At 36.9% G+C, this 22,386-nt stretch carries 21 protein-coding genes and 1 other RNA gene; 18 read left to right on the top strand and 4 right to left on the bottom strand.

All coding sequences use genetic code 11. The features are described from left to right. Nucleotides 1-981 precede the first annotated feature (981 nt). The 6 genes from AAEZ18_RS10095 to AAEZ18_RS10070 are packed head-to-tail and all read left to right on the top strand — an operon-like array spanning nt 982 to nt 6,712. Entirely contained in the window at nt 982-1,452 is a 471-nt protein-coding gene (locus AAEZ18_RS10095; protein WP_179807444.1) for a hypothetical protein, read from the top strand. Nucleotides 1,453-1,503: 51 nt separating this feature from the next. Next, entirely contained in the window at nt 1,504-1,980 is a 477-nt protein-coding gene (locus AAEZ18_RS10090) for a hypothetical protein (protein WP_179807443.1), read from the top strand. A 56-nt stretch (nt 1,981-2,036) separates the two neighbouring features. Next, nucleotides 2,037-2,735: a fimbrial biogenesis chaperone gene (locus tag AAEZ18_RS10085; protein ID WP_179807442.1), complete on the top strand. Its 699-nt coding sequence runs from the start codon at nt 2,037-2,039 to the stop codon at nt 2,733-2,735. Then, on the top strand, nt 2,735-3,460 hold the full coding sequence (locus tag AAEZ18_RS10080; RefSeq protein ID WP_257025467.1) for a fimbrial biogenesis chaperone: 726 nt from the start codon (nt 2,735-2,737) through the stop codon (nt 3,458-3,460). The genes AAEZ18_RS10085 and AAEZ18_RS10080 overlap by 1 nt, the downstream gene beginning before the upstream one ends. A 5-nt stretch (nt 3,461-3,465) precedes the next feature. Further along, nucleotides 3,466-5,871, top strand: coding sequence for a fimbria/pilus outer membrane usher protein (locus AAEZ18_RS10075; RefSeq protein WP_179807441.1), 2,406 nt, complete (start codon nt 3,466-3,468; stop codon nt 5,869-5,871). Next, nucleotides 5,861-6,712 carry a hypothetical protein gene (locus tag AAEZ18_RS10070; RefSeq protein WP_179807440.1) on the top strand — a complete coding sequence of 284 codons (852 nt, stop codon included), beginning with the start codon at nt 5,861-5,863 and terminating at the stop codon, nt 6,710-6,712. Before AAEZ18_RS10075 ends, AAEZ18_RS10070 begins: the two co-directional genes overlap by 11 nt. On the opposite strand, the gene AAEZ18_RS10065 is transcribed toward AAEZ18_RS10070, so the two are convergent. After that, nucleotides 6,702-7,292, bottom strand: coding sequence for a LuxR C-terminal-related transcriptional regulator (locus tag AAEZ18_RS10065; protein WP_011328777.1), 591 nt, complete (start codon nt 7,290-7,292; stop codon nt 6,702-6,704). The genes AAEZ18_RS10070 and AAEZ18_RS10065 overlap by 11 nt on opposite strands. A gap of 385 nt (nt 7,293-7,677) precedes the next feature. On the opposite strand from AAEZ18_RS10065, the gene AAEZ18_RS10060 reads away from it, so the two are divergent. Next, nucleotides 7,678-9,864 carry a TonB-dependent receptor gene (locus tag AAEZ18_RS10060; protein WP_350594113.1) on the top strand — a complete coding sequence of 729 codons (2,187 nt, stop codon included), beginning with the start codon at nt 7,678-7,680 and terminating at the stop codon, nt 9,862-9,864. A 72-nt stretch (nt 9,865-9,936) separates the two neighbouring features. Here the strand turns inward: AAEZ18_RS10060 and AAEZ18_RS10055 are convergent, their stop codons facing one another. Together AAEZ18_RS10055 and AAEZ18_RS10050 are read right to left on the bottom strand one after the other, a co-directional pair. Beyond that, on the bottom strand, nt 9,937-10,302 hold the full coding sequence (locus AAEZ18_RS10055; protein WP_041454510.1) for a hypothetical protein: 366 nt from the start codon (nt 10,300-10,302) through the stop codon (nt 9,937-9,939). A gap of 195 nt (nt 10,303-10,497) precedes the next feature. After that, nucleotides 10,498-11,700, bottom strand: coding sequence for an aromatic amino acid transport family protein (locus AAEZ18_RS10050; RefSeq protein ID WP_080516816.1), 1,203 nt, complete (start codon nt 11,698-11,700; stop codon nt 10,498-10,500). 220 nt (nt 11,701-11,920) lie between these two features. Between AAEZ18_RS10050 and AAEZ18_RS10045 the strand changes: the two genes are divergently transcribed. Then, complete coding sequence (locus tag AAEZ18_RS10045) at nt 11,921-12,811, top strand: DMT family transporter (protein ID WP_350594111.1); 891 nt, start codon at nt 11,921-11,923, stop codon at nt 12,809-12,811. Nucleotides 12,812-12,821: 10 nt separating this feature from the next. On the opposite strand, the gene AAEZ18_RS10040 is transcribed toward AAEZ18_RS10045, so the two are convergent. Next, entirely contained in the window at nt 12,822-13,700 is an 879-nt protein-coding gene (locus AAEZ18_RS10040; protein ID WP_086998494.1) for a flagellar protein MotY, read from the bottom strand. Nucleotides 13,701-13,907: 207 nt separating this feature from the next. On the opposite strand from AAEZ18_RS10040, the gene rnt reads away from it, so the two are divergent. The 10 genes from rnt (at nt 13,908) to AAEZ18_RS09990 (ending at nt 22,382) form a co-directional block, all read left to right on the top strand. After that, nucleotides 13,908-14,606, top strand: a complete 699-nt coding sequence (gene rnt, locus AAEZ18_RS10035; protein WP_350594110.1) for a ribonuclease T — start codon at nt 13,908-13,910, stop codon at nt 14,604-14,606. A 175-nt stretch (nt 14,607-14,781) separates the two neighbouring features. After that, nucleotides 14,782-15,138: a transfer-messenger RNA gene (gene ssrA / locus AAEZ18_RS10030) on the top strand. 175 nt (nt 15,139-15,313) lie between these two features. After that, on the top strand, nt 15,314-16,549 hold the full coding sequence (locus tag AAEZ18_RS10025) for an integrase domain-containing protein (protein WP_350594109.1): 1,236 nt from the start codon (nt 15,314-15,316) through the stop codon (nt 16,547-16,549). A gap of 7 nt (nt 16,550-16,556) precedes the next feature. Then, nucleotides 16,557-17,303 (top strand): hypothetical protein, encoded by a 747-nt coding sequence (locus AAEZ18_RS10020; protein ID WP_350594107.1) that lies wholly within the window; start codon nt 16,557-16,559, stop codon nt 17,301-17,303. 141 nt (nt 17,304-17,444) lie between these two features. Then, nucleotides 17,445-17,708 (top strand): helix-turn-helix transcriptional regulator, encoded by a 264-nt coding sequence (locus AAEZ18_RS10015; protein WP_008111294.1) that lies wholly within the window; start codon nt 17,445-17,447, stop codon nt 17,706-17,708. Continuing rightward, on the top strand, nt 17,705-18,019 hold the full coding sequence (locus AAEZ18_RS10010; RefSeq protein WP_250653639.1) for a hypothetical protein: 315 nt from the start codon (nt 17,705-17,707) through the stop codon (nt 18,017-18,019). Before AAEZ18_RS10015 ends, AAEZ18_RS10010 begins: the two co-directional genes overlap by 4 nt. Before the next feature lie 280 nt (nt 18,020-18,299). Further along, nucleotides 18,300-18,875 carry a YagK/YfjJ domain-containing protein gene (locus tag AAEZ18_RS10005; protein ID WP_250653640.1) on the top strand — a complete coding sequence of 192 codons (576 nt, stop codon included), beginning with the start codon at nt 18,300-18,302 and terminating at the stop codon, nt 18,873-18,875. 314 nt (nt 18,876-19,189) lie between these two features. Then, nucleotides 19,190-20,005 (top strand): hypothetical protein, encoded by an 816-nt coding sequence (locus AAEZ18_RS10000; protein WP_250653641.1) that lies wholly within the window; start codon nt 19,190-19,192, stop codon nt 20,003-20,005. A gap of 84 nt (nt 20,006-20,089) precedes the next feature. Beyond that, nucleotides 20,090-20,845, top strand: a complete 756-nt coding sequence (locus tag AAEZ18_RS09995; RefSeq protein ID WP_250653642.1) for an FRG domain-containing protein — start codon at nt 20,090-20,092, stop codon at nt 20,843-20,845. A 268-nt stretch (nt 20,846-21,113) separates the two neighbouring features. Further along, complete coding sequence (locus tag AAEZ18_RS09990; protein WP_250653643.1) at nt 21,114-22,382, top strand: AAA family ATPase; 1,269 nt, start codon at nt 21,114-21,116, stop codon at nt 22,380-22,382. Nucleotides 22,383-22,386: the final 4 nt, after the last annotated feature.

Raw genomic sequence — 22,386 nt, 5'->3', positions numbered from 1 at the left:
CACTGTGAACATCGACCATTTGAGGTAGGCAATAACTAATTAGTAAAATAAAGAGAATTAGTAATTGGTTTGTACTGCTTATTAATTCGCTTATTGGGCGAGTTTAGCTTTAATAGTGATGAGTAAAGCAAGACAATATTTGCCGCGGATTTTAGAAAGGGAAACAGTTACAAACGGAATTAATTTTAATGAATTTACGTTGTGCTTCCTGCAATTTATTGAAAGTAGTTAGGGTATATTGACCGTTCATGGTTGAACCTTTTTCACTCTAGGGGGCTTTAATCGCGGTGCGAGATTTGTAACCTAGTATGCTCGGTAACTGTTTTTACCTTATTCTACTAGCTTAAAACCAAGTAAAAATAAGTAAAAACGAGCAAAGCTTCCGCCGCTCACCTATACCCATGTAGATAAAAATAGTTCATCCCCCTAGGCAAAACTACTCGATCAGCGTGTGTTTGGCATTTATACGTCGATATCACCTAGTTTGTGGGGAATAACGACATTACACAGGCTCTGCCTACCTAAAAGCCAAACACATTGCTAAAAAATTAAACTTCAGATGGTAAACATGCCCTAATTAAAAAGAGTTTTTAAGTGGGAAAGTTGCTTTTTATTAATTAAACAGACTAAAAACCACACGTAATGAATAAAAAATGAACGAGGTGTTTAATTATGTTTAGCTAATAGAGTTTATAAAAGTTATTAGGATCAAATAAAGACAGTTTATTTTTTGTTTACCTAGTTTAACGTTGTTTATAAATTATAAACACATATTTTACACACCATTAAAACGGTTTTTAATTTATGGGTCGTTGAGGCTTGTGAATTGTTTAGTACGCATATTTATAAAAATTAAGTACTAATACTATTACATTTAATTGCAGGGTTGTTTGATAAGTAAGCAAATGAAAACTCACTAAACCGTTATTTTATCTTAAGATTAAATCGTCTTACCGAAGTTGCTCAAAGGAAATGGCAATAATGAAAAAATATCTAGGTTATTTATTATGTTGCTTTGCATGTAATGCATATAGCAACGATGAAGTAGCACTTACTTTAGTTGGATACATTTCACCTAAATGTGAGTTTACGGCAGAAAATAAAAACTTAACTATTTCTTCAGATGGCTTCGCTAATACAGAGTTAGCAATTAATTGTAACTCACCTATGCGGGTATCTATGCTGTCAGAAAACGGTGGTTTGCGCCACCAGCAGGGTACTCACTTAAATGCTTATAACGTTAACTTGTCAATTGCAGATGCTAATCAAAGTATGTCTGTTTCGTCACAGACCCTAACAGTATCACAAACATTTAATGTTGATAAAATTTTATTTAACAGCGTAGCAAAACTACAGTTAGAGCTAGTAGACCCTTTAATTTATGCAGGAAATTACCAGGATGTTATTCGCATAGAAATGACGCCATCTGCAGTCTCTGGTGGCGTGCGGTAAACCATTAATTATTAAACATAAACATATATCACATGGAAAAGGAATATAACAATGAAAAAGTTAATCGTATTATCAGCAATCGCAGCACTTACATCAGGTGCAGCACTAGCAGACAGCATAAACTTAGGTGCGGCTGTACAGTCTGTGTGTGGAGTTAGCAACACGGATACTGTTAAATATTTTCCAGCTTTAGCGCTCGGTAATAGTGCTACTGTTAATTTTGATCTTCAGTGTAATGATGTTGACGGCGCAACAATATCGCTAACAACTTCTGAAGGGCATTTACAAAATTCAGATAATGAAGATATGGGCGTTGGTTATACTGCAGCATTAAGTGCAGGTCCATTTGCGTTTACTTTAACTGCAGATGATGGTGCAAATGATCAGTCAGCATCTCAAAGCCAAGCAGGCACAGCTGCACTTGCTGCAGGTGGTCTAGCGGGGACAATTTTAGTTACTGTTACACAAACACCTACATGGTCAGGGACGTATGCGGATACGCTTACACTAGGTATAACAGCTAATTAATTCGTCACTTTAAAAGGCAGTTATTAACTGCCTTTTTATTATTTAGAGGGAATTTTATGCGTTTATTTATAATTTTTATTTTATTTACAGCTTCTTACTCGGCATTGTCTTTTCAAGTACAACCTATGGTTGCAGAGGTACAACCTATGGGGAGCCAATCGCAACAAACAATACGCATAGCAAATACATCAGTAAATCCTTTAACTATTGAAATTACAGCATATGATTTATTAATAACGGATCAAGGAGATGAGTCGTTACGTGAAAATGAAGATGACTTTTTAATTATACCTATGACAACTATTATTCCTGCAGGAAAAAGCCAGTCAGTTATTGTTAGGTATATTGGTGAGCCTGTACTTTCCGCTTCAAAAGCTTATCGTTTAATGATTGATCAAGTAAAAGTTAATTTACAAGATGATAATACATCAGGTGTTGGTATGAGCTTGAGCTTTAGAACGTTACTTAATGTGGTTCCGCAAGGAGCAGAAGCCAAGTTAATGATTAAAAGTAAAGCACAAGCAGCAACTGGTGAGTGGAAAGTATTATTAGAAAATACCGGCAATAAATATATTCGCTTATCGCAAGCACAGTGGGTAATTAAGGGTAATAATGAAAAATTTGTGCTTGAAGGAGAAAGCTTAAGTAAAGCGTTAAGTGGAAAGCTGCTTTTACCTAACTCAAGTCGAGAAGTAACAATAAAAATACCAGCGCAATTTAATGCAGAGCAAAGTGAGTTGGAGGTGCTGTTTTAATGTGTAGGCTGCTGAATTATTACTTATTATTATTTGTAATGTTAGCTTTGCCCGCCTACGCTTTAGAAGTAACGCCCATGGTAGTTACTTTTTCACCAAATGGCGTGTCAAATGGTGCATCTAGTTTAATACATAACCAGTTACCACGTGATATTGCCTTTGATATACAGGTATACGAAATTCAATTTACACAAGATGAACCACAATTAGTGCCGTTAGAAGATTCGCCATTGTGGGTGTTTCCGCCGTCATTATTGCTACAAGCAGGGCAAAGTCAGCGTATTCAATTTAGATGGCTAGATAAAGTACTGCCAACCACAGATAAAAGTTACCAAGTTAGCTTGATTGAGCAACCATTAAACGCTCATTTAGCAGACAAAACATCGCAATTGACCATGCTGCTTAATGTGAACTTAATTGTGCATGTAGATCAACCACAGTTAACAGCAGATTTAGCCATTGGAGAGTCTCATATTGAGGGAACAGACATTATGGTAAATATAATAAATAAAGGCCCAGGTGCGAGTCGATTAAGTGATTATGAGATCAAGTTAACTGATGAAAGTTCTGGAGTATTAATAGAGCGCATTTTAAAGCAGCAATTAAAGGCACAAGGGTATGACGTGTTTTTTGCACCTAATAGTAGCCACTATATAAAAATACCTAAACCAAAATCGATAAAAGAGGATAGTTTTAAAAGCTTACGCTTAGAATTGATGAGGTAATAAATATGCGTATATTTATTTGTTTATTATTAATTGTATTCACTCAAGTAAGCCTAGCAAAAATAAATCCATCTAACCGAACCATTGAGCTAAGTGTTGAGGCTGAGCTTAATAAAACAGATATTGGCAGAGTAACACTTGCTGTGGAGCCAGGTGATAATTTATTACTTAAGTGGAACGAAGTTGAAACAGTATTAAAGGAAGTGTTATACCCTGAAGGCCTTGCCATATTAAAAGCTAAGGTTGTTGATGGTTTGCTTAGCAAGCAAGCATTAGAAAAGTTTGGCTTTGTGGTTAACTTTGACCTAAGCGATTTTAGTTTAAAAATAAATGCCCCTCTTAATTTAACCCGCCCGCAAACATTAAGTTTAAAATCAGACTCTAGGCGACTAAAAGCTTCAGAAGTGGCTAATTTAAGTGGCTTTGTTAACCTGTATTCTAGCTACTTATATCAACAAAATAACAATACAGATACGACAGACAAACAGCTAGCCTTTCGTGCTGAAATGGTGATGAATTGGGGGGGCTGGGTAGTAGAAAATGAACTTGAGTATTTATCAGATGTTGAGGCAACATCATCAAATGTTAAACGTTTAGGCACACGCTTAGTGCATGACTTACCGTTAAAAGGCATGCGTGTATCAATAGGCGATAACTACAGCTCAGGAAGTTACTTTCAATCTACATCACGTATTTTGGGAATTTCGCTTGCTCATGACTTCTCGCTAGTATCCGATAGGCCAATAAGACCCAGTGCCTCTAGAAGCTTTACTTTAGAAAGCCCATCTTCTGTAGAAGTATTGGTTGACGATAGGATTGTAAAGCGATTAAATTTAACTGCAGGCATATATTCATTAGATGATATACCGTTGAATGAGGGAAGTAATAATATAAGTTTGCGGATCACTGATATTGCAGGGGTAGTACGATACGTTAATTTTGATGTAACCACGGGCTTAGATTTATTTGCAGAGGGACAGCTAGAATATGAGATTCATATTGGAGTGCCATCGACATTAACCGATCAGCTAAATTACGATAATGACAGCCCATTGATAAGTACCTATCTTGATTATGGGGTATCGCCTAGTTGGACTATTGGCTTTACAGCGCAGGCAGATGAATTTATACAACAAGCAGGCTTTAAAAGTATTTATGCTGCCAATATTGGCCAATTTGCATTTGAAAATGCAGTGAGTTTTGGCGACGAAACAGGACACGCTTACCGATTGGTATATAGTAGCTTTACAGACAGAAGTGAATTACTACAAGATATTAGTTTTGGTTATGAGTACTCTACTGAAAACTTCCGTGCTGTAGGCTATCGACCTGATCTACAAGGTAGTGCTCGACTACGAGAACACTTTATTCAGGCAAACTATAGCTTTTTTAATAGCCCTACTTTACGTACTTCTTTTTTTGCCAACCTATCAAGAGCACATAATGAAGCTCAGTTTGATAAATCAGTAGGGTTAAGTTTATCTGGTGATTTAAGTAACAACCGTTGGCGTTATAGCCTAGGCGCTCAATGGGATGAAATAGCAGATAATGCAGAGTGGGGAATTAGGCTCTCTTTAACCTATAAGTTTAGTAATGATCGACGTTTAAAGTTATCTCACCAATCACGTAGAAACAAAACACGTTTAGAGTATACCCAAGATGCTAATCAACGCTATGTAGGTGCCTTTAGTTTAAGAACGGGAATTGAACATAATGACCAAAATGAAGCATTATTTGACTTAAACACACAATATAATGGCAACCGATTTTTAGCTAGTTTAGACCATGCTAGCTTTTATGAGCAATTAAATGCAAGTTCAGCTTATCATCAAAGTCGGGTTAGTTTTGCATCCAGCGTAGCATTTGCAGAAGATGATTGGGCAATAGGTAAGCCTATATACGACAGCTTTGCTTTAATTAAACCCCACTCGAGCCTAAAAGATAAAAAAATAACCTTGGGCCAATACAAAGATCAATACAGAGCAAACAATGCAGATTTTGATACTATTTTATTACATGATATTAGCTCATACGATAATTCGGCTATTTCAGTAGATGTAGAAGATTTGGAGCCTGGGTATGATATTGGGGCGGGTTTAGTGGTGTTTTTCCCATCTTATCGCAGTGGGTATAGTGTAATGATTGGTACTGCTGCAAATATATCGGTTATCGCCACTTTACTAGATCAACAACAACAGCCGTTAGCATTACAAGTGGGTGTTGCTGTATGTTCAGATAATACTGAAAAACAATATAAGTTTTTTACAAATAAATCGGGTCGTTTTGCATTAACTGGGCTTACCCCTTGTAGCTATGAAGTGACATTAAATAATAGCGAAAAATCGCAATTTATTTTAGATGTAAAAGAAGGTGAGCAACTACAAAGAAAAGGAAAGATTTATGTACACTAAACAAACGGTTACCTTTATTAGCGGCTTAGCTTTATTACTTTTACCTTATATTAGCTACGCACAGTGTGATGCAAGGTTAAATAATATTGACCACTTATTTGATGACTTTGATCAGTACCATGCATTACAAAAAGTAGATGCAAAAAAGCAGCTGCGCATTAATGTAATAAATGACGAACAGTGCCAGCTACATATTATACTAACCAGTGAAAACCAAGCGCAGCTAAAAGGCGCTTTTCAAAGTATTGCTTATCAATTTCGCAGCGATACTCAGCAATTAGTCAGCTCATCAATTAGTCGTTTACAACTAGTAGAGTCAGCGGCTGAAGTTGAACTTTTGATCCCATCGGGTACACCGGTAAAGGCAGGGTTATACACAGATAGATTGCAAATAAAACTTTATGATCAAAATAATCAGCTGCTCGATGAGCGTCAACTTGACATTGAAACAGATATTGCCCCAAGAACCAGCCTGTCGGTGCTTGGTTATAATACTTTTGCAAATATCATTAACTTAGGAGAGTTAATACCTCTGCAAGAATACGCTATGTTACCTAGCCTGCAAGTAGTGACTAATTCAGATGTTCGGCTGCGTGTTAGCTCTGATAATAAAGGTAAGTTAGTGCACAGTATGTATCAGCAACAATATGCGATAGATTATAATTTAGATTTGGCGGGTAATTGGTTAGGATTGAGTCAAGATACAAATAAAACGTTTTCATACGCTGGGCAAACTGTGTTTTTATTGCCACTTAAAATACAGTTAGCTGACTTTAAAGAGCAAGCCGCTGGTGAGTATACAGATACTATAAGGTTTCAAATTAGCCCACTTAACTATTAACTTTGTTTAAGTTTTTTTGACACCATGCAAGTGCTTGCTGCTTATTTTTAACGGCAATTTTTTGATACACTTTATGTAAATGAACTCGCACAGTTGCTTCGCTGATAAACAGGCTATCGGCAATAGCACTGGAGTGCATTCCTGAAAACAGTAAGTTTAAAACTTTAATTTCTTTACAGGTAAGGTTATTCGACTGCAGTGTTGTTTGTTGCTCGCTAGCCAGCATTTGCCTCATCCAACAATCAGTAACTGCGCGAGGAAACCAAAGTTCTCCCTTATTAATCGCTTCTAACCCTTGGTGAAAAAGAGCTTCGTCTGTATTAGCATAAAATAAGCCCTTTAAGTTAGGCCATTCTTTTAATGGAATAACATCACTGTCTTTAGGCACGTCAAAAATAACAAGCCCTTGGTGCTCATTTTTTAACATAAACTGATTAATTAGTTCATAGTTAGTGATAACGTTAAGTGCTTGATAATTTACCAGCAGTATATTGTATTGTGTCGCCACACAAAATAAAGAAGTATACCCGGAAGTATTTAAACACTTTATCTGTTTATTCGTTATATTTTCAATTGCCATAAATTTATTCCATATACTTAAGTATTACTACTATATTCCTAAGTTCAGTTAATATCAATGGTGAAATAATGTACAAATCGTTTGTTATTTAACTTAAATCGCTTGTTTAATTGTAGTATACGCAATAGGCTCTGTGGGTTTATTTACTTCCTCATTTTAATAATTTAAGGTGAATGGCGTTTTACTGAATAACTATTAGCGAGGAGTTGTGGCGCGGCAGGGTTTTTATTAATAAAATATTAGAAAATGATACATATCATCTTGTTTATATCATATAATTTACATCCAGAGGAAAGATGCTACAACGCATCTTTTTTTATGCCTACAATTTATATTTTATAAAAATGTAACGCATAACAAAACCTATACCCTTTGGAGATTATTTTTGAAATTACGCAACCTCTCACCGTTAAGCTTAGCAATTATTGCTGCACTCACTACCTCAGTAAATGCAGAAGAAACCAAAACAACAGCAAAGCAAGACGCATTTGAAAAAATAGAAGTAACCGCTCGTAAACGTACAGAAAGCTTATTTGAGTCTCCAACCGCAATTACATCAATTGGTGCAAACCTCATTGATAAAGCCAATATGAGTAATTTAGAAGATATTGGTAAGTATGTACCTAATTTAAATATTACTCGTTATGGCGTGGGGAACTCTGCACATGCATCTGTGTTTATTCGCGGTATAGGCCTTCAAGATCATGTTATTACTACCGATCCTGGTGTTGGGGTTTACTTAGATGGTGTGTATTTAGGCCGTCAAATGGGGTCAAATTTATCGCTACCGAATGTTGAGCGTGTAGAAGTATTACGTGGCCCTCAAGGTACTTTATATGGCCGTAATACTTTAGGTGGCGCGGTTAATGTAATAACCAAGCAACCAGGTGATGAAGGCATTTTAACAACGACTGCAAAAGTGGGTAGCCGAGGTCGTGTAGCAGGCGATATTTACTTTAATAACGCATTAACTGATGATTTGAGTATGTCGGCAAGTGCGTCTTACAAGCAGCGTGATGGGGTGGGTACAGCAGTTAATTTAGCTAACCCAGAAAAGGAAATTGGTGAAGAGCAAGAGTTTAGTGGCCGTGTTGCATTTAAATACCAAGCAACTAGCGACCTTGCATTTACTTTTTCTATAGATGGCGTTGATAACGAATCGGGCCAATCGCCTTATACAATTGAGCTTACCGCACCACTTGATCCAAATGATCAGAACAATGGCGATTTCCCATTATTAACACCAGATTTAATTCCGGCAAATCCAGATGATTTAGGCACAACCGTTGCGGGTATTGAATCAACTTCTTACTCAGGTTGGGGAACTTCATTTGCTGCTGATTGGGCAATTAACGACACTTATACAAGTAAGTTTATCTCAAGCTACCGTACCTCTGAGTATGAAGGTGGTTTAGATGATGATGCATCAGCGCTTAATTTATCTGAGTTTCCAGAGCAAGGTGGTGCTGATCAATACTCATTTGAAGTTCAGTTAAACGCAACGTTTGACAACATGGACTTTGTATCTGGCTTATACTTCTTTAATGAAGATGGCTTTACCCGTTCAGAAGACTTTGTATTTAGCCCATACAATACGCCTGACAGTTTTGGCTTCTTCGAAATAAATCAAGAAACCAACTCTTATGCTGCTTACTTTAATGCCGGCTACGATTTAACCGACGATTTAAGCATTGGTGGTGGCCTGCGCTACTCAAAAGATAAAAAAGAAGCGAATGCGATTTTTCCATCTTTTGCCGAACGTAAATATGTATCTGCAGACTTTGATGCTGTGACATGGGATATAAATGCTTCGTACCAGCTTAGTAATAATATGAATGTGTATGGTCAAGTTCAAAAAGGTTACCAAACAGGTGGCTTTCCACCGCGTCCATTTGGCGGGCCTGATCAGTTTTCATCATTTGATGAAACAAAAGCAATTAACTACGAAATTGGCTTAAAAGGCCAAGTACACGAAAATGTATCTATGATGTTGGCTGTATTTGTAACTGACTACACAGATTTAGCGCTGCCATTTTCAGACCCTACTTCGGGCGGTGGTTTTGTAACTATCGTTGAAAATGCTGGTCAATCAAAAGCGCAAGGTATTGAGCTTGAAACAACAGTAGCCATTACTGACGACTTTACTATTCGCAGTGCAGTGGGTTACTTAGATTCAGAAATTAGTGAAGTAGCAGCAGGCGTACAAGGAATTGGTAAAGGCGATTCGCCTGCATTAACACCACGCTGGACTGTGATGATTGCGCCTTCATATTTTATGGATTTAAATAACGGTGGCACTCTGGCTTTTAATGCAAACTACTCGTACCGCAGTGAAATGCAAGGTCAGTCAGTATTTAACTATAGCGAAACAATTGATTCTCGTGAGTTAGTTGGCTTTAATATTTCTTACACTAACCCGTACGGCGATATGGAAGTAACGCTATATGGTGAAAACGTATTAAACGAAGTGTACGATGTAGGACGCCTACAACAAACTGGTTTTGTTGGCGTTATGCGCAGTAATGACCGCAGTGAATTTGGTTTAAAGTTCAAAAAAGACTTCGAGCTGTAAACTAATTTAGCTAACGCATTTAAACAAAAAGGTAAGCCGCGGCTTACCTTTTTTAATATTAGTAGGGCAAAATTAATCTTTGTTTAGATCTTTACGTGCTTGCTCAATTTCTTCGGCAATTTCACGTGCTTTTTGTTTGGTTTTTTCGGTTAGCTCGCCTGCCGTTTCTTTACTTTTTATCCACGCATCAACAGCAACTTCTTTGCCGTCATCGTACATATCTAAACCCATTGCTTTACTTTGCTGTAATAACTGATTTAGCGACTCGTCATGTTTAATTTCGTGAGTGGTTTCTTTTACTTTAGTCCACGCTTTATCTAGCTCTTGCTGCACTTGAGCACCGGTGTCTTTAGCGTCTTCTTTGATCTCTTTGGCATCTTCACACGCGGTTAATGTAAGTAAAGTGCCTAATAATGCTAAACCTGCTAATTTATTCATGTGTAATTTTTCCATCGATATAAAATAATATTTAACACCATTATAAGTAACGAAAATGAACATACCCGTAACAAAACGATTAAATTTTAAATTAATGGATAAAAGTGATTGCCCTAAGCTGTTTAAATTGGCTCAATACTTGGGTGTAACTACGGTTTATTGAGCCCCGAGCATTAAGCTCGGGAGTTATTAGAATTAGCCTATTGCGGGTATTAATCCGGCCATTTGTAGGCCTTGGGCACTAATAATAGTTAAACCGCATAATGCTGCAATGGCTAAGCCAATATTACCGCTGCGTACTTTATAACCTGTGTTTTGTGTACTTTTACGTTGCTTATAAACCATAGCTACAGGTAAAAAAACGGCCAAAATCACTAAGGCAATCGCTGCGTAGCCAAGCGCCATAATAAACCCTTGCGGATAAAATATGGCAAAACCAAGAGGAGGTATAAAGGTAATTAATGCCGTTTTAATTCGATCCGCTTTTGTATCTGCTTTTTTGAAAGTGTCGGCAAAAAAGTCAAACAAGCCTAAACTTACACCCAAAAATGAAGTGGCCAATGCAAGATCAGCAAATAACTTAACGGCAGTGGCAACGTTTGGGTTGTGCGCAATGCTCGCCATGCTTTGTACAAAGCCACTTAAACCTTGGCTATTGAGCAAATCATTTTGACTCATAATACCCTGGCTTAATATTTGCCAAAAAATATAAATACCTAACGGTAGCGTTGCACCCGCTATCATTACTTTACGCAGTGTTTTTATGTCTAATCCTACGTATTTAACAATTGAAGGAATAGAGCCATGAAAGCCAAATGAGGTAAATACCACCGGAATAGCCGAGAGTATTAAGCCTTGCTCTACTGGCATTTCAAGTAAATGTTGGCCATGTACATAAGGCGTTAACATATAAAACAGGCTGGCAAGTACCACAATTTTTATTGAAAACAGCACTCTATTAAATTTATCGACCTTACTGGTACCCAGAGTTACGACACCAGCAATTAAAACCGCCAGTAAAACAGAGGCCAGTTGCGGTGCAATACTCACGTTAAACCCCGTGTTTATGCGATCTTGAAGTTGTGCGCCACCACCAGCAATATAAGCTGCACACAAAGCGTAAAATAAAAATATCACCGAAAAGTTAGCTACATATTGCCCGCGTTTGCCAAGCCAAAGTTTAGCTAAGGTATTTAGCGTCGCATCGCGAGGAGCATATTGATGGAGCTCAAGCATTAGCAGTGCAGTGTAGGTCATTAATAACCAACAACCGACAATTAATGTCAGCGCAGTACTAAACCCTAGTCCGGCTGATGCAATTGGTAAGGCCAGCATACCTGCACCTATGGTAGTACCTGCAACAATTAACATGCTACCTATTGTTTTATTTTTAAGCACTTAATGATCCTGATCAATCTTGAGAGGTACGCAAGATATAACTAGTTAACCAAAACTTAAATAGTTTTGTTATAAAAGAAATAAAATAAAGTGTAATTATCTATTTACAACTGTAATTTAAATGCATCTTTTATTAATATTAACTATTAAAAAAGTGCTTTAAGCGTATAGTTTATTTGAAGTTTTTTGAGTTTTATTGTTAATGGCTAAGGAGCGGCATGTGCCAATTAAAGTATCGTACTTTATAATGGTTCTTATATGGTCAACCACACCATTAGGTATAGTGTGGAGCAGCGATACAGTATCGCCAACATTAGCGGTTTTATTACGTATGTTGGTAGGGCTTACTTTAGGTGCTGTAATTATAGCTATTACGCGTATTAGGGTGCCGTGGAATAAAAATGCCTGCTTACTTTATTTTTACTCTAGCATAGGTATTTTTGGTGGCATGTTACTTAGTTATATGGTGGCTAAAACAGTGCCCTCAGGCATTATTTCATTAATTTTTGGCTTAGCGCCTATTTTATCGGGCTTACTTGCCCAGCAACTCCTTAACGAGCCTAAGTTTAGTGTAATTAAGCTAATCGCACTTGCATGTGCCCTAATCGGATTATATTTTGTCAGCTATAACCAAATTAAGCACTCGCAAACTCAGGGGCTTGGTTTGTTATATGTGTTTATAGCGGTGTGTTTTTTTAGTTTAAGTGGAGTGATGATCAAGCGGGTTAAAATTGCTATTCATCCTATGGCAACTACATTTGGTGCTCTGGTGTTTGTAACACCTTTATTTTTTATTGCTTGGTTGCTGCTAGACGGTGAATTAAATATACAAAATTGGAGTGCTAAATCAATATGGGCTATTGGTTATTTAGGAGTATTTGGCTCATTATTAGGAGCGCTGGCGTATTTTCATGTATTACAAAACTTAAATGCCAGTACTGTTGCACTTACCACGCTTATTACCCCAAGTTTTGCATTAGGGCTTGGCGCATGGCTTAATAATGAACCGCTTAGCAAGGAGCTTATTAGTGGTGCGGTTATTATTTTACTAAGCTTAGGTGTGTTTCAGTTTGGCGAGCAAATAGTTAATCGAAATAAGCAAAAAATATGATGTTAAAGCATCATATTTTCGCTATTTGAATTACTAATCTACGGTTTTTGTTGCGCCCTAAAATAGTATCGTTAGTGTCTACAAAACGTTTTTCACCTAACCCATCGGTATGCACTTTAGTTTCATCAACACCTAAACTAATCATATAATCTTTAATTGCTTTAGCGCGTGTTTTAGAAAGGTCTAGGTTATTCCATCGACCGCCATAGCTATCGGTATAAGACGCTATATTAATTGACTCAATACTTGGATCATTTTTTAAGTATTCAGCAATTTTATCTAAACGTTGCTGCGAAGATTTAGTTAATTTACTGCTGTTAGACTGATAGTTCATTACCGTAAACGAAATATCTTCAAAGCTATATGGCAGTAATTCATCGCGGCATTGTAAAAAGGCCCAATAGGCTTGTTTAAAATTAACCCCCGACATGCCTACGGCAATTTTATCGGCACTATTTTGCCAGTCTTGATAATAAAAAGTAGGCTGATTACCTTTTTCAAGTTCGGTGAGCATTTCCCATGCGGTTTTATTACCCAGTTCGCCGTCAAACTTTTTAAGTAACTTCATGTCAGCTATATCGCGAACTGGCGTACCGGCTCGCCATGCTGGTGGCACTGCTTTTAAGCCCGCAATAGCATAATTATCAGGGCGAACAACCATATCTAAATTAAAAGTAAGGTCTTTGTTTTTACTTGCATTAACATTAAATATGGCTTCGCCATAATATGGAACTTCATGATTTAACTGGCATTGTAAACGAGTGGTTTTAACTACTTGCCAATTAGAGTTGTCTTGATCGGCAATGTATTGGCGCATAGCACCATAGCTGCTATAACTGCAAAGTGCGCTGGTAATACCAAGGCTAATAAATAACAACTTAAACTTCATCGGGAATTCTCCAGTAAATCAGTATTGCCAATAATTTGGCAAAATACCGTGTAATAGCACTTAATAGTAAACAATACTGAGTAAGCTCTAACTGTAAAGCAAATTACATGCCTATAGTTTTAGCTATAATTAATCAATAAATCCCCTAGCCGAAAGGCCCTCAATTTTGACATAATAGATGGCTTACACCTACAAACCAAGAAGACTATGGCAAATACTGAGCAAACACTTTTCGCAAAACGCTTTCGTGGCTTTTTTCCAGTGGTAATTGATGTTGAAACTGGCGGGTTTAATAAAGATACCGACGCTTTATTAGAAATTGCAGTATCTGTTTTAAAAATGGATGACGAAGGATTGCTTAGCATAGATCACACGGTGCACTTTCATGTAGAACCGTTTGCAGACGCTAACATTGAACAAGCGGCCATTGAGTTCAATGGTATTGATCCATTTTCAGCACTGCGCGGTGCCGTGCCTGAAGAGCATGCAATTAAAGAAATTTGCAAAGTTGTGCGCAAAGCGCAAAAAGCAGCCGGCTGCCAACGTTCAGTTGTGGTTGCGCATAATGCAGCATTCGATCATGGTTTTTTAAATGCAGCAATAGAGCGCAATAATATAAAGCGCACGCCGTTCCATCCATTTGTAAGTTTTGATACTACATCGTTAGCAGGGCTTGCTTTAGGGCAAACTGTACTTGCCAAAGCATGTAGAGCAGCGGGTATTGAATTTGATAATAGCCAAGCACACTCAGCACTTTACGATACAGAGCGTACCGCTGAGCTTTATTGTTTAATAGTGAATCGCTGGCAACAACTAGGCGGTTGGCCACTAGCGGCATTAGAAAACACCGATACTGAGTTACAAGTAGATGATATTGACAGCGATGATGCTAAAACGTCTGAGTAATTTTACCTTCGCTTAGTCTGACTCAATGTAACATTCTACTTGGGTTGTTTGTATAGTTTTGCCCGTTTAATGAACAATAGTGCCTAGTAAGTAAAAATAAAGCATCGAAGGGCCTTGAGTATCAGCATGTTACTCGGTTATACTAGCCGTACGCTCTGAATGAGTTACTAATTCAGGGGCTGATTAGGATTCGACGGAATTCAAGAAGCCCAAGGTGCATGTCGAGGTGCGGTTTGCCTCGTTAAACAGCCGCAACCTAAAGTAATCGCAAACGACGATAACTACTCTCTAGCGGCTTAGGCCAGCTAGCGCTCCTTCTATGTATTCTTGTGGACTAGATTTTGGAGTGTCACCCTAACACCTGATCGCGACGGAAACCCTGGCCGGGGTTGAAGCGTTAAAACTAAGCGGCCTCGCCTTTATTTACCGTGTTTGTCCGGGACTTAAAGGTTAATTAAATGACAATACTAAGCATGTAGTACCGACGGTCGAGGCTTTTCGGACGGGGGTTCAAATCCCCCCAGCTCCACCAATTCAAAGAACTAAGACGCCAATAGGCGTCTTTTTTTTGCCTTAAATTCCCCATATAGCTCACCTTCCGCCAGGTTACGATTCCAAGTAGGATTTTTAATGAACAGTGACATCCAGATTTTAAAGTAGTACATTTGGTAGTACTACTTCAGTTTAAGTAAATCGGGTACTACTTTATGGCAAAAACAAAACCACTAACCAATACGGAAGTTAAGCAAGCCAAAGGAAAAGAGAAAGTATATAAACTATCTGATGGCGACGGCTTACAACTTAGAGTTAAACCTAACGGCAATAAATCTTGGTTGCTGGATTATTACAAACCTTACACAAAAAAGCGGACCAGTATTGGTTTAGGAGGTTACCCTGCAATATCTTTAGCGGATGCCCGTAAACTAAAATCAAAGTTTAGAGAGTTACTGGCTAAAGACATCGACCCTAAAGAATACAAAGAAGATCATAACCGCATACAGTTAGAGGCTGTATCAAATACCTTCAAGCATGTTGCTACTAACTGGTTTGAAATAAAGAAGACGCAAGTTAGCGAAAATTACGGAATTGATTTATGGCGCTCGCTAGAAAATCATTTATTTCCAGAGTTAGGAAAGTTACCTATAAGCAAAATAACTGCACCAAAAGTTATTGATGTAATTAAGCCTATAGCCGCTAAAGGGGTTTTGGAAACGGTCAAGCGATTATGCCAGAGGTTAAATGAAATTATGACCTATGCGGTCAATACAGGGCTAATACATGCCAACCCGTTATCTGGCTTAAGAGCGGCTTTTCAAAAGCCGGTTAAAGAAAACATGCCTACTATCCCACCTGAAGAACTCCCTGAGTTAATGAAAGACCTTAGTTATGCGAGTATTAAGCTTGTTACTCGTCTTTTAATCGAGTGGCAGCTTCACACGATGGTTAGACCAAGCGAAGCCGCTGGTGCAACATGGCGAGAAATCAATTTTGACAATAAGTTGTGGGAGATTCCAGCAGACCGAATGAAGATGAAAAGCGGGCATAATGTTCCACTAACCGATCAAACAATAGAGTTACTAAATAGGTTAAAATCAATAAGTGGTCATCGAGAGCATATATTTCCGGGTGATAGAAACCCTCGAACTCATCTTCATGAACAAACTGCTAACATGGCTTTAAAGCGCATGGGGTATGAAAATCGATTAGTTGCTCACGGCATGCGGTCTATTGCCAGTACCGCATTAAATCAACATGGCTTTGAAGGTGATGTAGTTGAGGCGGCACTAGCTCATGTTGATAAAAATGAAGTAAGGCGAGCATACAACCGCGCAGATTATTTAGAACGTAGACGAGTAATGATGATCTGGTGGTCTGAATATATAGAGTTAGCTAAACACGGACAGGTAGGCGGTTCTAACACTACTTTAAAAATAGTGGGTTGAGGTTATTATGGATAATAAAAAAATGAATAAGGAAAATGATTTTAAAAATGACTTTTTTACCAAAGAGCAGTTGCAAGAGTGCATCGATATAAATATAAGATCTATTATTACTAAACTAGATAACTACATTTATTACGATGGGATTTTAACAGATTCAGCGCGTAATGAAGATTTATATGTGACTGGCTTTATTAAAATAAAGCCATTCGTTCTTGATACCTATATTGATGATAGAGGTGAAGAACAGCTTGTTTACTCCTATGTATATAAATGTGGTACTTATTGTTCTAGACCTGAGTTAAGTAACAATGAAGATCTGACTCCCGATTGTTTTTTCAATATAAACTACGCAACTATTTATTATTACTATCAAGACTTTGTCGATTATTGTGCTCAGCTAAGATTACCAATTAAAGGTATAGCTGAAAAAGGTGATTTTTGGGATAACACATTAAATGGAACTTTTGATGAGGACATAGGAAATGAAAATCTTGATGGGGAAAACGGTGATATGGATTTTAAAGCGCCTTACCAGCAAGAACCTCAATATCCATTAGAGCTTCAATTAGCAATAGATGCTTATGATAAATTCTGTAAAGATGAAATGACTTTGCCTAAAAATAAAGTAATTGAAGATTGGTTAATAGGAGAGGCCTTGCATCGTACTATTGTTCAACTGGATGGTTCGGAATATATTCCAGGTTTAAGTCGAAAAAAGGCTGAAGTTATAGCTTCCATAGTAAAATCGAAATAAAAGGTCATATTTTTAGCGGGGGACCTCCATTACCCCCTCCATCCCCCCTAAAATTTAGTTGCCGGACCGTATTGCCTTACCCCCATGTTAATGGTTTTTAATATGCCTGAACCATTTCATAACGTACTAAGGCAATTAAAAATGAATATTAAAAGTTTTTCTAAAATTATCCGCAGACCTGAAGTTTTAAATAAAACTGGCTGGTCAAAATCGACACTCTATAACCGCATTAATGATGGTCTATTTCCTACGCCCATAAGCTTGGGAGTAAGAGCTGTTGGCTTTGTGGAAAGCGAATGTGACAAAGTAGTCCAAGCGATGATTGCAGGTTACACAGAGCAACAATTAAAAGCATTAGTACAAAGTATTATTAGTAATCGTGGCATAAAGGAGTTGCAGTTATGATCCGTAGAAATAAATGCTTAGAGCTAGGCTTGCCAGAGCCAAGCGATTGCCAAAAAGAGTCGAATTATGTGTTGAGTGTAATAAGCCAAGGGCTAACAATAAATACTAACATGGCTCGTTATATTGGAATTGATGACCTGAAAGATGTGGTATATGCACTTAAACGAAAAGGCTACTTATTTACCGTAGAAGATAAAGAGGCCGAGTGCCCTTCAACGGGGCGGTTAACAGCATTTCCGGTATTGGTTTTGTCGATGACAAAAGAGCAGCAAGCATTGTATAAAAACGAGGAAAGCCGCAAAGAAAGTTAATTTCAATGCGACTTATAAATGGTGTGCTGGTGGCGCAATGTGGAAGTTAAACCACCAGCACTTTTAAGCATAACGCTAATTACCTGCCTAAACAATGTTAGTGCTCGCTTACTTTGGGTGCTATGTATGGATTTAAAAAACGCTTACTGGTCGCTAATTATAGGTTTTTAACCCCATAAATTATTAGCAAAACGCTGGTGCTATAAATTCACACTTATTGATTAGCGTTAGTAGTGACTAACATGCTACTAGGTAATTAATAATATCTCTTGAGTGTTGTATGTCTTATAAGGTTAAGGTTAGGGCTATTGAGGTAAATAATCAGGTATTTTGGGTTAACGGTCAGCATAGTGGTATTTACTTAACTATGGCTAAGAGGATGATAAACCAAGTTGATACGATATTAGAGCACCATAGCAAAGTACACCTAATTCGCTTTGATCTTCGCCTTTACGAGTACTCGCCGAATAACCAAGTGATCACTAAATTTAATCGAATTCTATTTAAATGGCTCAAACGCTCTTATCAATTAAAGCGCATAGGCTTCATTTGGTGCCGTGAAATTGAAACCGCTAAGCAACAACATTACCACTACGTTTTGATGCTCGATGGTCATAAAGTACGTCATCCGCACGATATTTTGATTAAGGTAAAAGCTATCTGGGAGTACCAGCTACAAGGTTCACAATATACCCCAAAGCACTGCTACTACAACATTATGCGAGGTGATTTCGATTCACTCCAAGAGGCTATATGGCGTATTTCTTATTTGGCTAAAGTAAGAAGCAAAAGCAACAAACCACCACAGACAAAAAACTATGGGACGAGCCGTATTAAGAGTAAGTTAGTTTCATAATAGAGTAGTAAATATGCTAAGAAAAAAAGGAACAACGCGGAACAATTCGGAACAAATGTGGAAAGTTAAGTTACTGATATTGTTTGCTTATTTTTTATTTTTTGGAACGCATACAGCACATTTTAACGATTTGCTCTTTAAGTCAAGGTATTGTAGTTTTTCTATAAGTTGTGAGGCGCATAAGTACATACCCACAATATTATTGAACATTATTAAAATTCGAAATTATCCTCAATAATATTATTAACCGACGTTTTGGTATGTTATAAATTACAGCATGGGGTAGAGTAAACTGTTAGGTCAATAGGGACGTTATGAGTAGTATTCTTGATATACGACTAATTGAGGTTGGTTATTTTTTATCGAGGTATGGAGTCAAAGAGCCGCCCTCAATTCTTGAAGCTTCTTCATGGAAAGAAGCATACTCGAAATTCTATGCTACTTTTGGTAGTGATAAAACTGAAGTTGAATTTAAGAATAGTTTAAAAAACATTCGAGATCATTTTGATAGCCATCTAGATAATAAACGCACAGGTTGGATGAGTGAAGATAGTCATCCACAAAAACTTTCTGCTGCTAATCAAGAAGTATTTGACCGCCTCCAAAGATTGACTGATACAGAAATCTGGAATCGTATAAGACCTTTAGCAATTAAATCATATGATTCCAAAATAGAAAAAAAGAAGATAAATAAAGTTAAAGAGTCTGGATCTAGATATTTTTCTTCAGAATTTAGCGGTAAGAAAATAATAAAGTCTAAAGCTCCTATTGAATCAAATGTTATGCATGGGTATGTTGTCGACCAGTTAAAACAATTTGTTGAAAAAAACTTTAAATATTCGGCTGTTTTTAATACTCAAAAAATTGACCTGGCAATTGAATTTAATGGCAGAATTACATCAATTTTTGAAGTTAAAACATCAGTCGATACACAATCAATCTATACAGCAGTTGGTCAACTATTCATGCATGGTATCGGTATACCTGACATTAATAGAATAGTCGTGTTACCAGAGCCCTTAGAAAATGAGGCAACAATAAATTGTTTATGTGAATTAGGGGTTCAAATTATTTTGTTTTCGATAGACAATCAATTGTGTAAATTTAAACAGATAAAGGTTATTGAGTAAGATTTATAGCTGTTAACATATTGTTTTTCTGCAATTTAGCTAATGATTGTTCACACCAAAGGCATCATAAGCCATGGAGGTTAAATGAAAAATTATAGTCTTGACTCGATTGAAAAAGTTTTTAATTTCGCTACTCAGTTTGTTCCTCATAATCATATGGTTTTCAGAGGAGTAATCAACTCTGAATATGAACTCATTCCATCTGTGGGTCGTCTCCCAGAGCTTGAGAGCTTAGATGAAGAATTAGATAGAGAAAAGGCATTACTGAAGCAGTTCAAAATGAAAAGTTCGCTTCGAGTGCAGTGCTTACCATCAAACGATTGGGAGTGGTTGAGCTTAGCTCAACACTATGGTTTACCAACGCGCCTTCTCGATTGGAGTGTAAATCCCTTAGTTGCACTTTACTTTGCAACAGCGCACTCACCGGAGGAGTTATATGGCTCTTCAGTTCTTAGTAATTGTGCGGTTTACGGTTTGATTAGCCATATACATATCGATTCTAGTTATCACACTAATCCGTTTGCTTTGACCGAAACGTTAGAGTTCTATGGACCTAGTATATCTGAGCGTGTAGTTAATCAAACTGGTTTGTTCACAGTTCACCATAAACCTAGAAATGCCTTTGATACAAGTGAACTTCACAAGTTTGTAATTCCGGGCGAGCTTAAATCACAAATCCAAATAAAACTAAGCTTATTAGGTATCAATGAATCAACCATTTACCCAGGACTTGATGGTATTGCAAAGTCATTGAAAACTGACTTCTATAATCAAACAACTCGACCTTTAGATTTGAAAAAAGCGCCGGGATACATGAAGTCGCAATTAAATGGCTTATAAGTGATTAAGCTATTTCTGTTGGTAATAGTGCCACTCTAATTAAATTTTACAGTTGTTGTAGCTCTAAGGATAGACTTCCAAGTAACACCATGAGGGAGTTTTTTCTTTATTCATAAAAAAACAGCCTAACTTAAAAATAATGATTGTAGCTAATAACTTTTATTATTAGTTGGGGCTAATAATAAATAGTTTTATAATGTAATGTATTATAAAGAGAATATACTTTGTTAATAGTTTTAAGGGGTCAATCAGAAAATGGGATTTTCATATGAGTGAATGTTTAACAATTAAAAATTTCTTAGTAATAAAAGATGCTGAAGTCGAATTAAAAAAAATAAACGTGGTTATTGGGCCTCAAGCCAATGGTAAAAGCTTAATTGCTAAGCTAATTTCTTTTTTTAATAGCCTATCACATGAGTTTATTGAAGGAGTTAGAACAGGTGATACTAAGCGAGCCTTGGACAGGAGTATAATCTTAAAATTTGAAGCTCGATTTCCAAGGTATTCTTGGGAGGGTACTAGTTTTACTATTACTTATAAAGTTGACTCTTTAGAATTTTCAATTACTGGTAAAAAGAATCAAAAAAATAAAACATTAATATCACTCGAATATTCGAGTGATTTAGCTAATAAGTTTAAAAGTAAAAAAATCGCATTTAAGAAAAAACTACAAGAAGAAAAAGAACTTCGAAAAAAAAATCCTAGTATTAGACATGTTGAAAGGCAAATATTGCGAGAGCATATAAATGAGCCTTTGAAAGAGTTGTACCCTTGCTTTTTCTCTGACTCTTTCTTCATACCAGCGTCTAGGTCTTTTTTTGCAAATCTACAAAAAAATATTTTTACATTCTTAGCCAGTAACTTAGATATTGACCCTTATCTGAAAGAGTTTGGTCAAATGTATGAAAACTCTAAATTCTGGTACAAGGATGAAATGTTTGTTCGCCATCATAAAAATTTATTAAATGAGTTGTACAAACTGATTGAATTAATAGTTCAAGGTGAATATGAGTATCATGACGAGCAAGATTGGTTAATATCTAAAGGAAGAAAGATAAACCTAGCTAACGCCTCATCTGGACAACAAGAGTCATTGCCTATGTTACTTGTTCTAGCTGTTTGGCCTATTCTTTCTGGGCAAGATAATGGTTTATGCTTTATAGAAGAGCCTGAAGCTCACCTATTTCCTACTTCGCAAGGTCATATTATTTCGATACTTTCGTTATTACATGAATCTCTAGATACAAAATTCTTTATAACTACGCATAGTCCATATATTTTATCTGCGCTAAACAACTTTATTTTAGCTGGAGATACTCTTGATAAAGAAGCAATAACCGTAGATGAATTTAAAAAGATCAACGGTACTGGATCTCCGATTAAATTTGAGGATGTATCTGCTTATACTATTATTGAGGGAAAAACTGAGAACATTGCTGATGAAAGCTATCGTATGATAGGTGGAGATATACTAGATAATATATCTGAGCACTTCGAAGAGGTTATGAACAAGCTATTATCTTGTAGTAAGGATTAATATC

The sequence above is a fragment of the Pseudoalteromonas sp. 19-MNA-CIBAN-0066 genome, assembly GCF_040308705.1.
Taxonomy (GTDB): Bacteria; Pseudomonadota; Gammaproteobacteria; order Enterobacterales; family Alteromonadaceae; genus Pseudoalteromonas; species Pseudoalteromonas nigrifaciens.
This window is presented reverse-complemented; position numbering and strand designations above follow the sequence as displayed.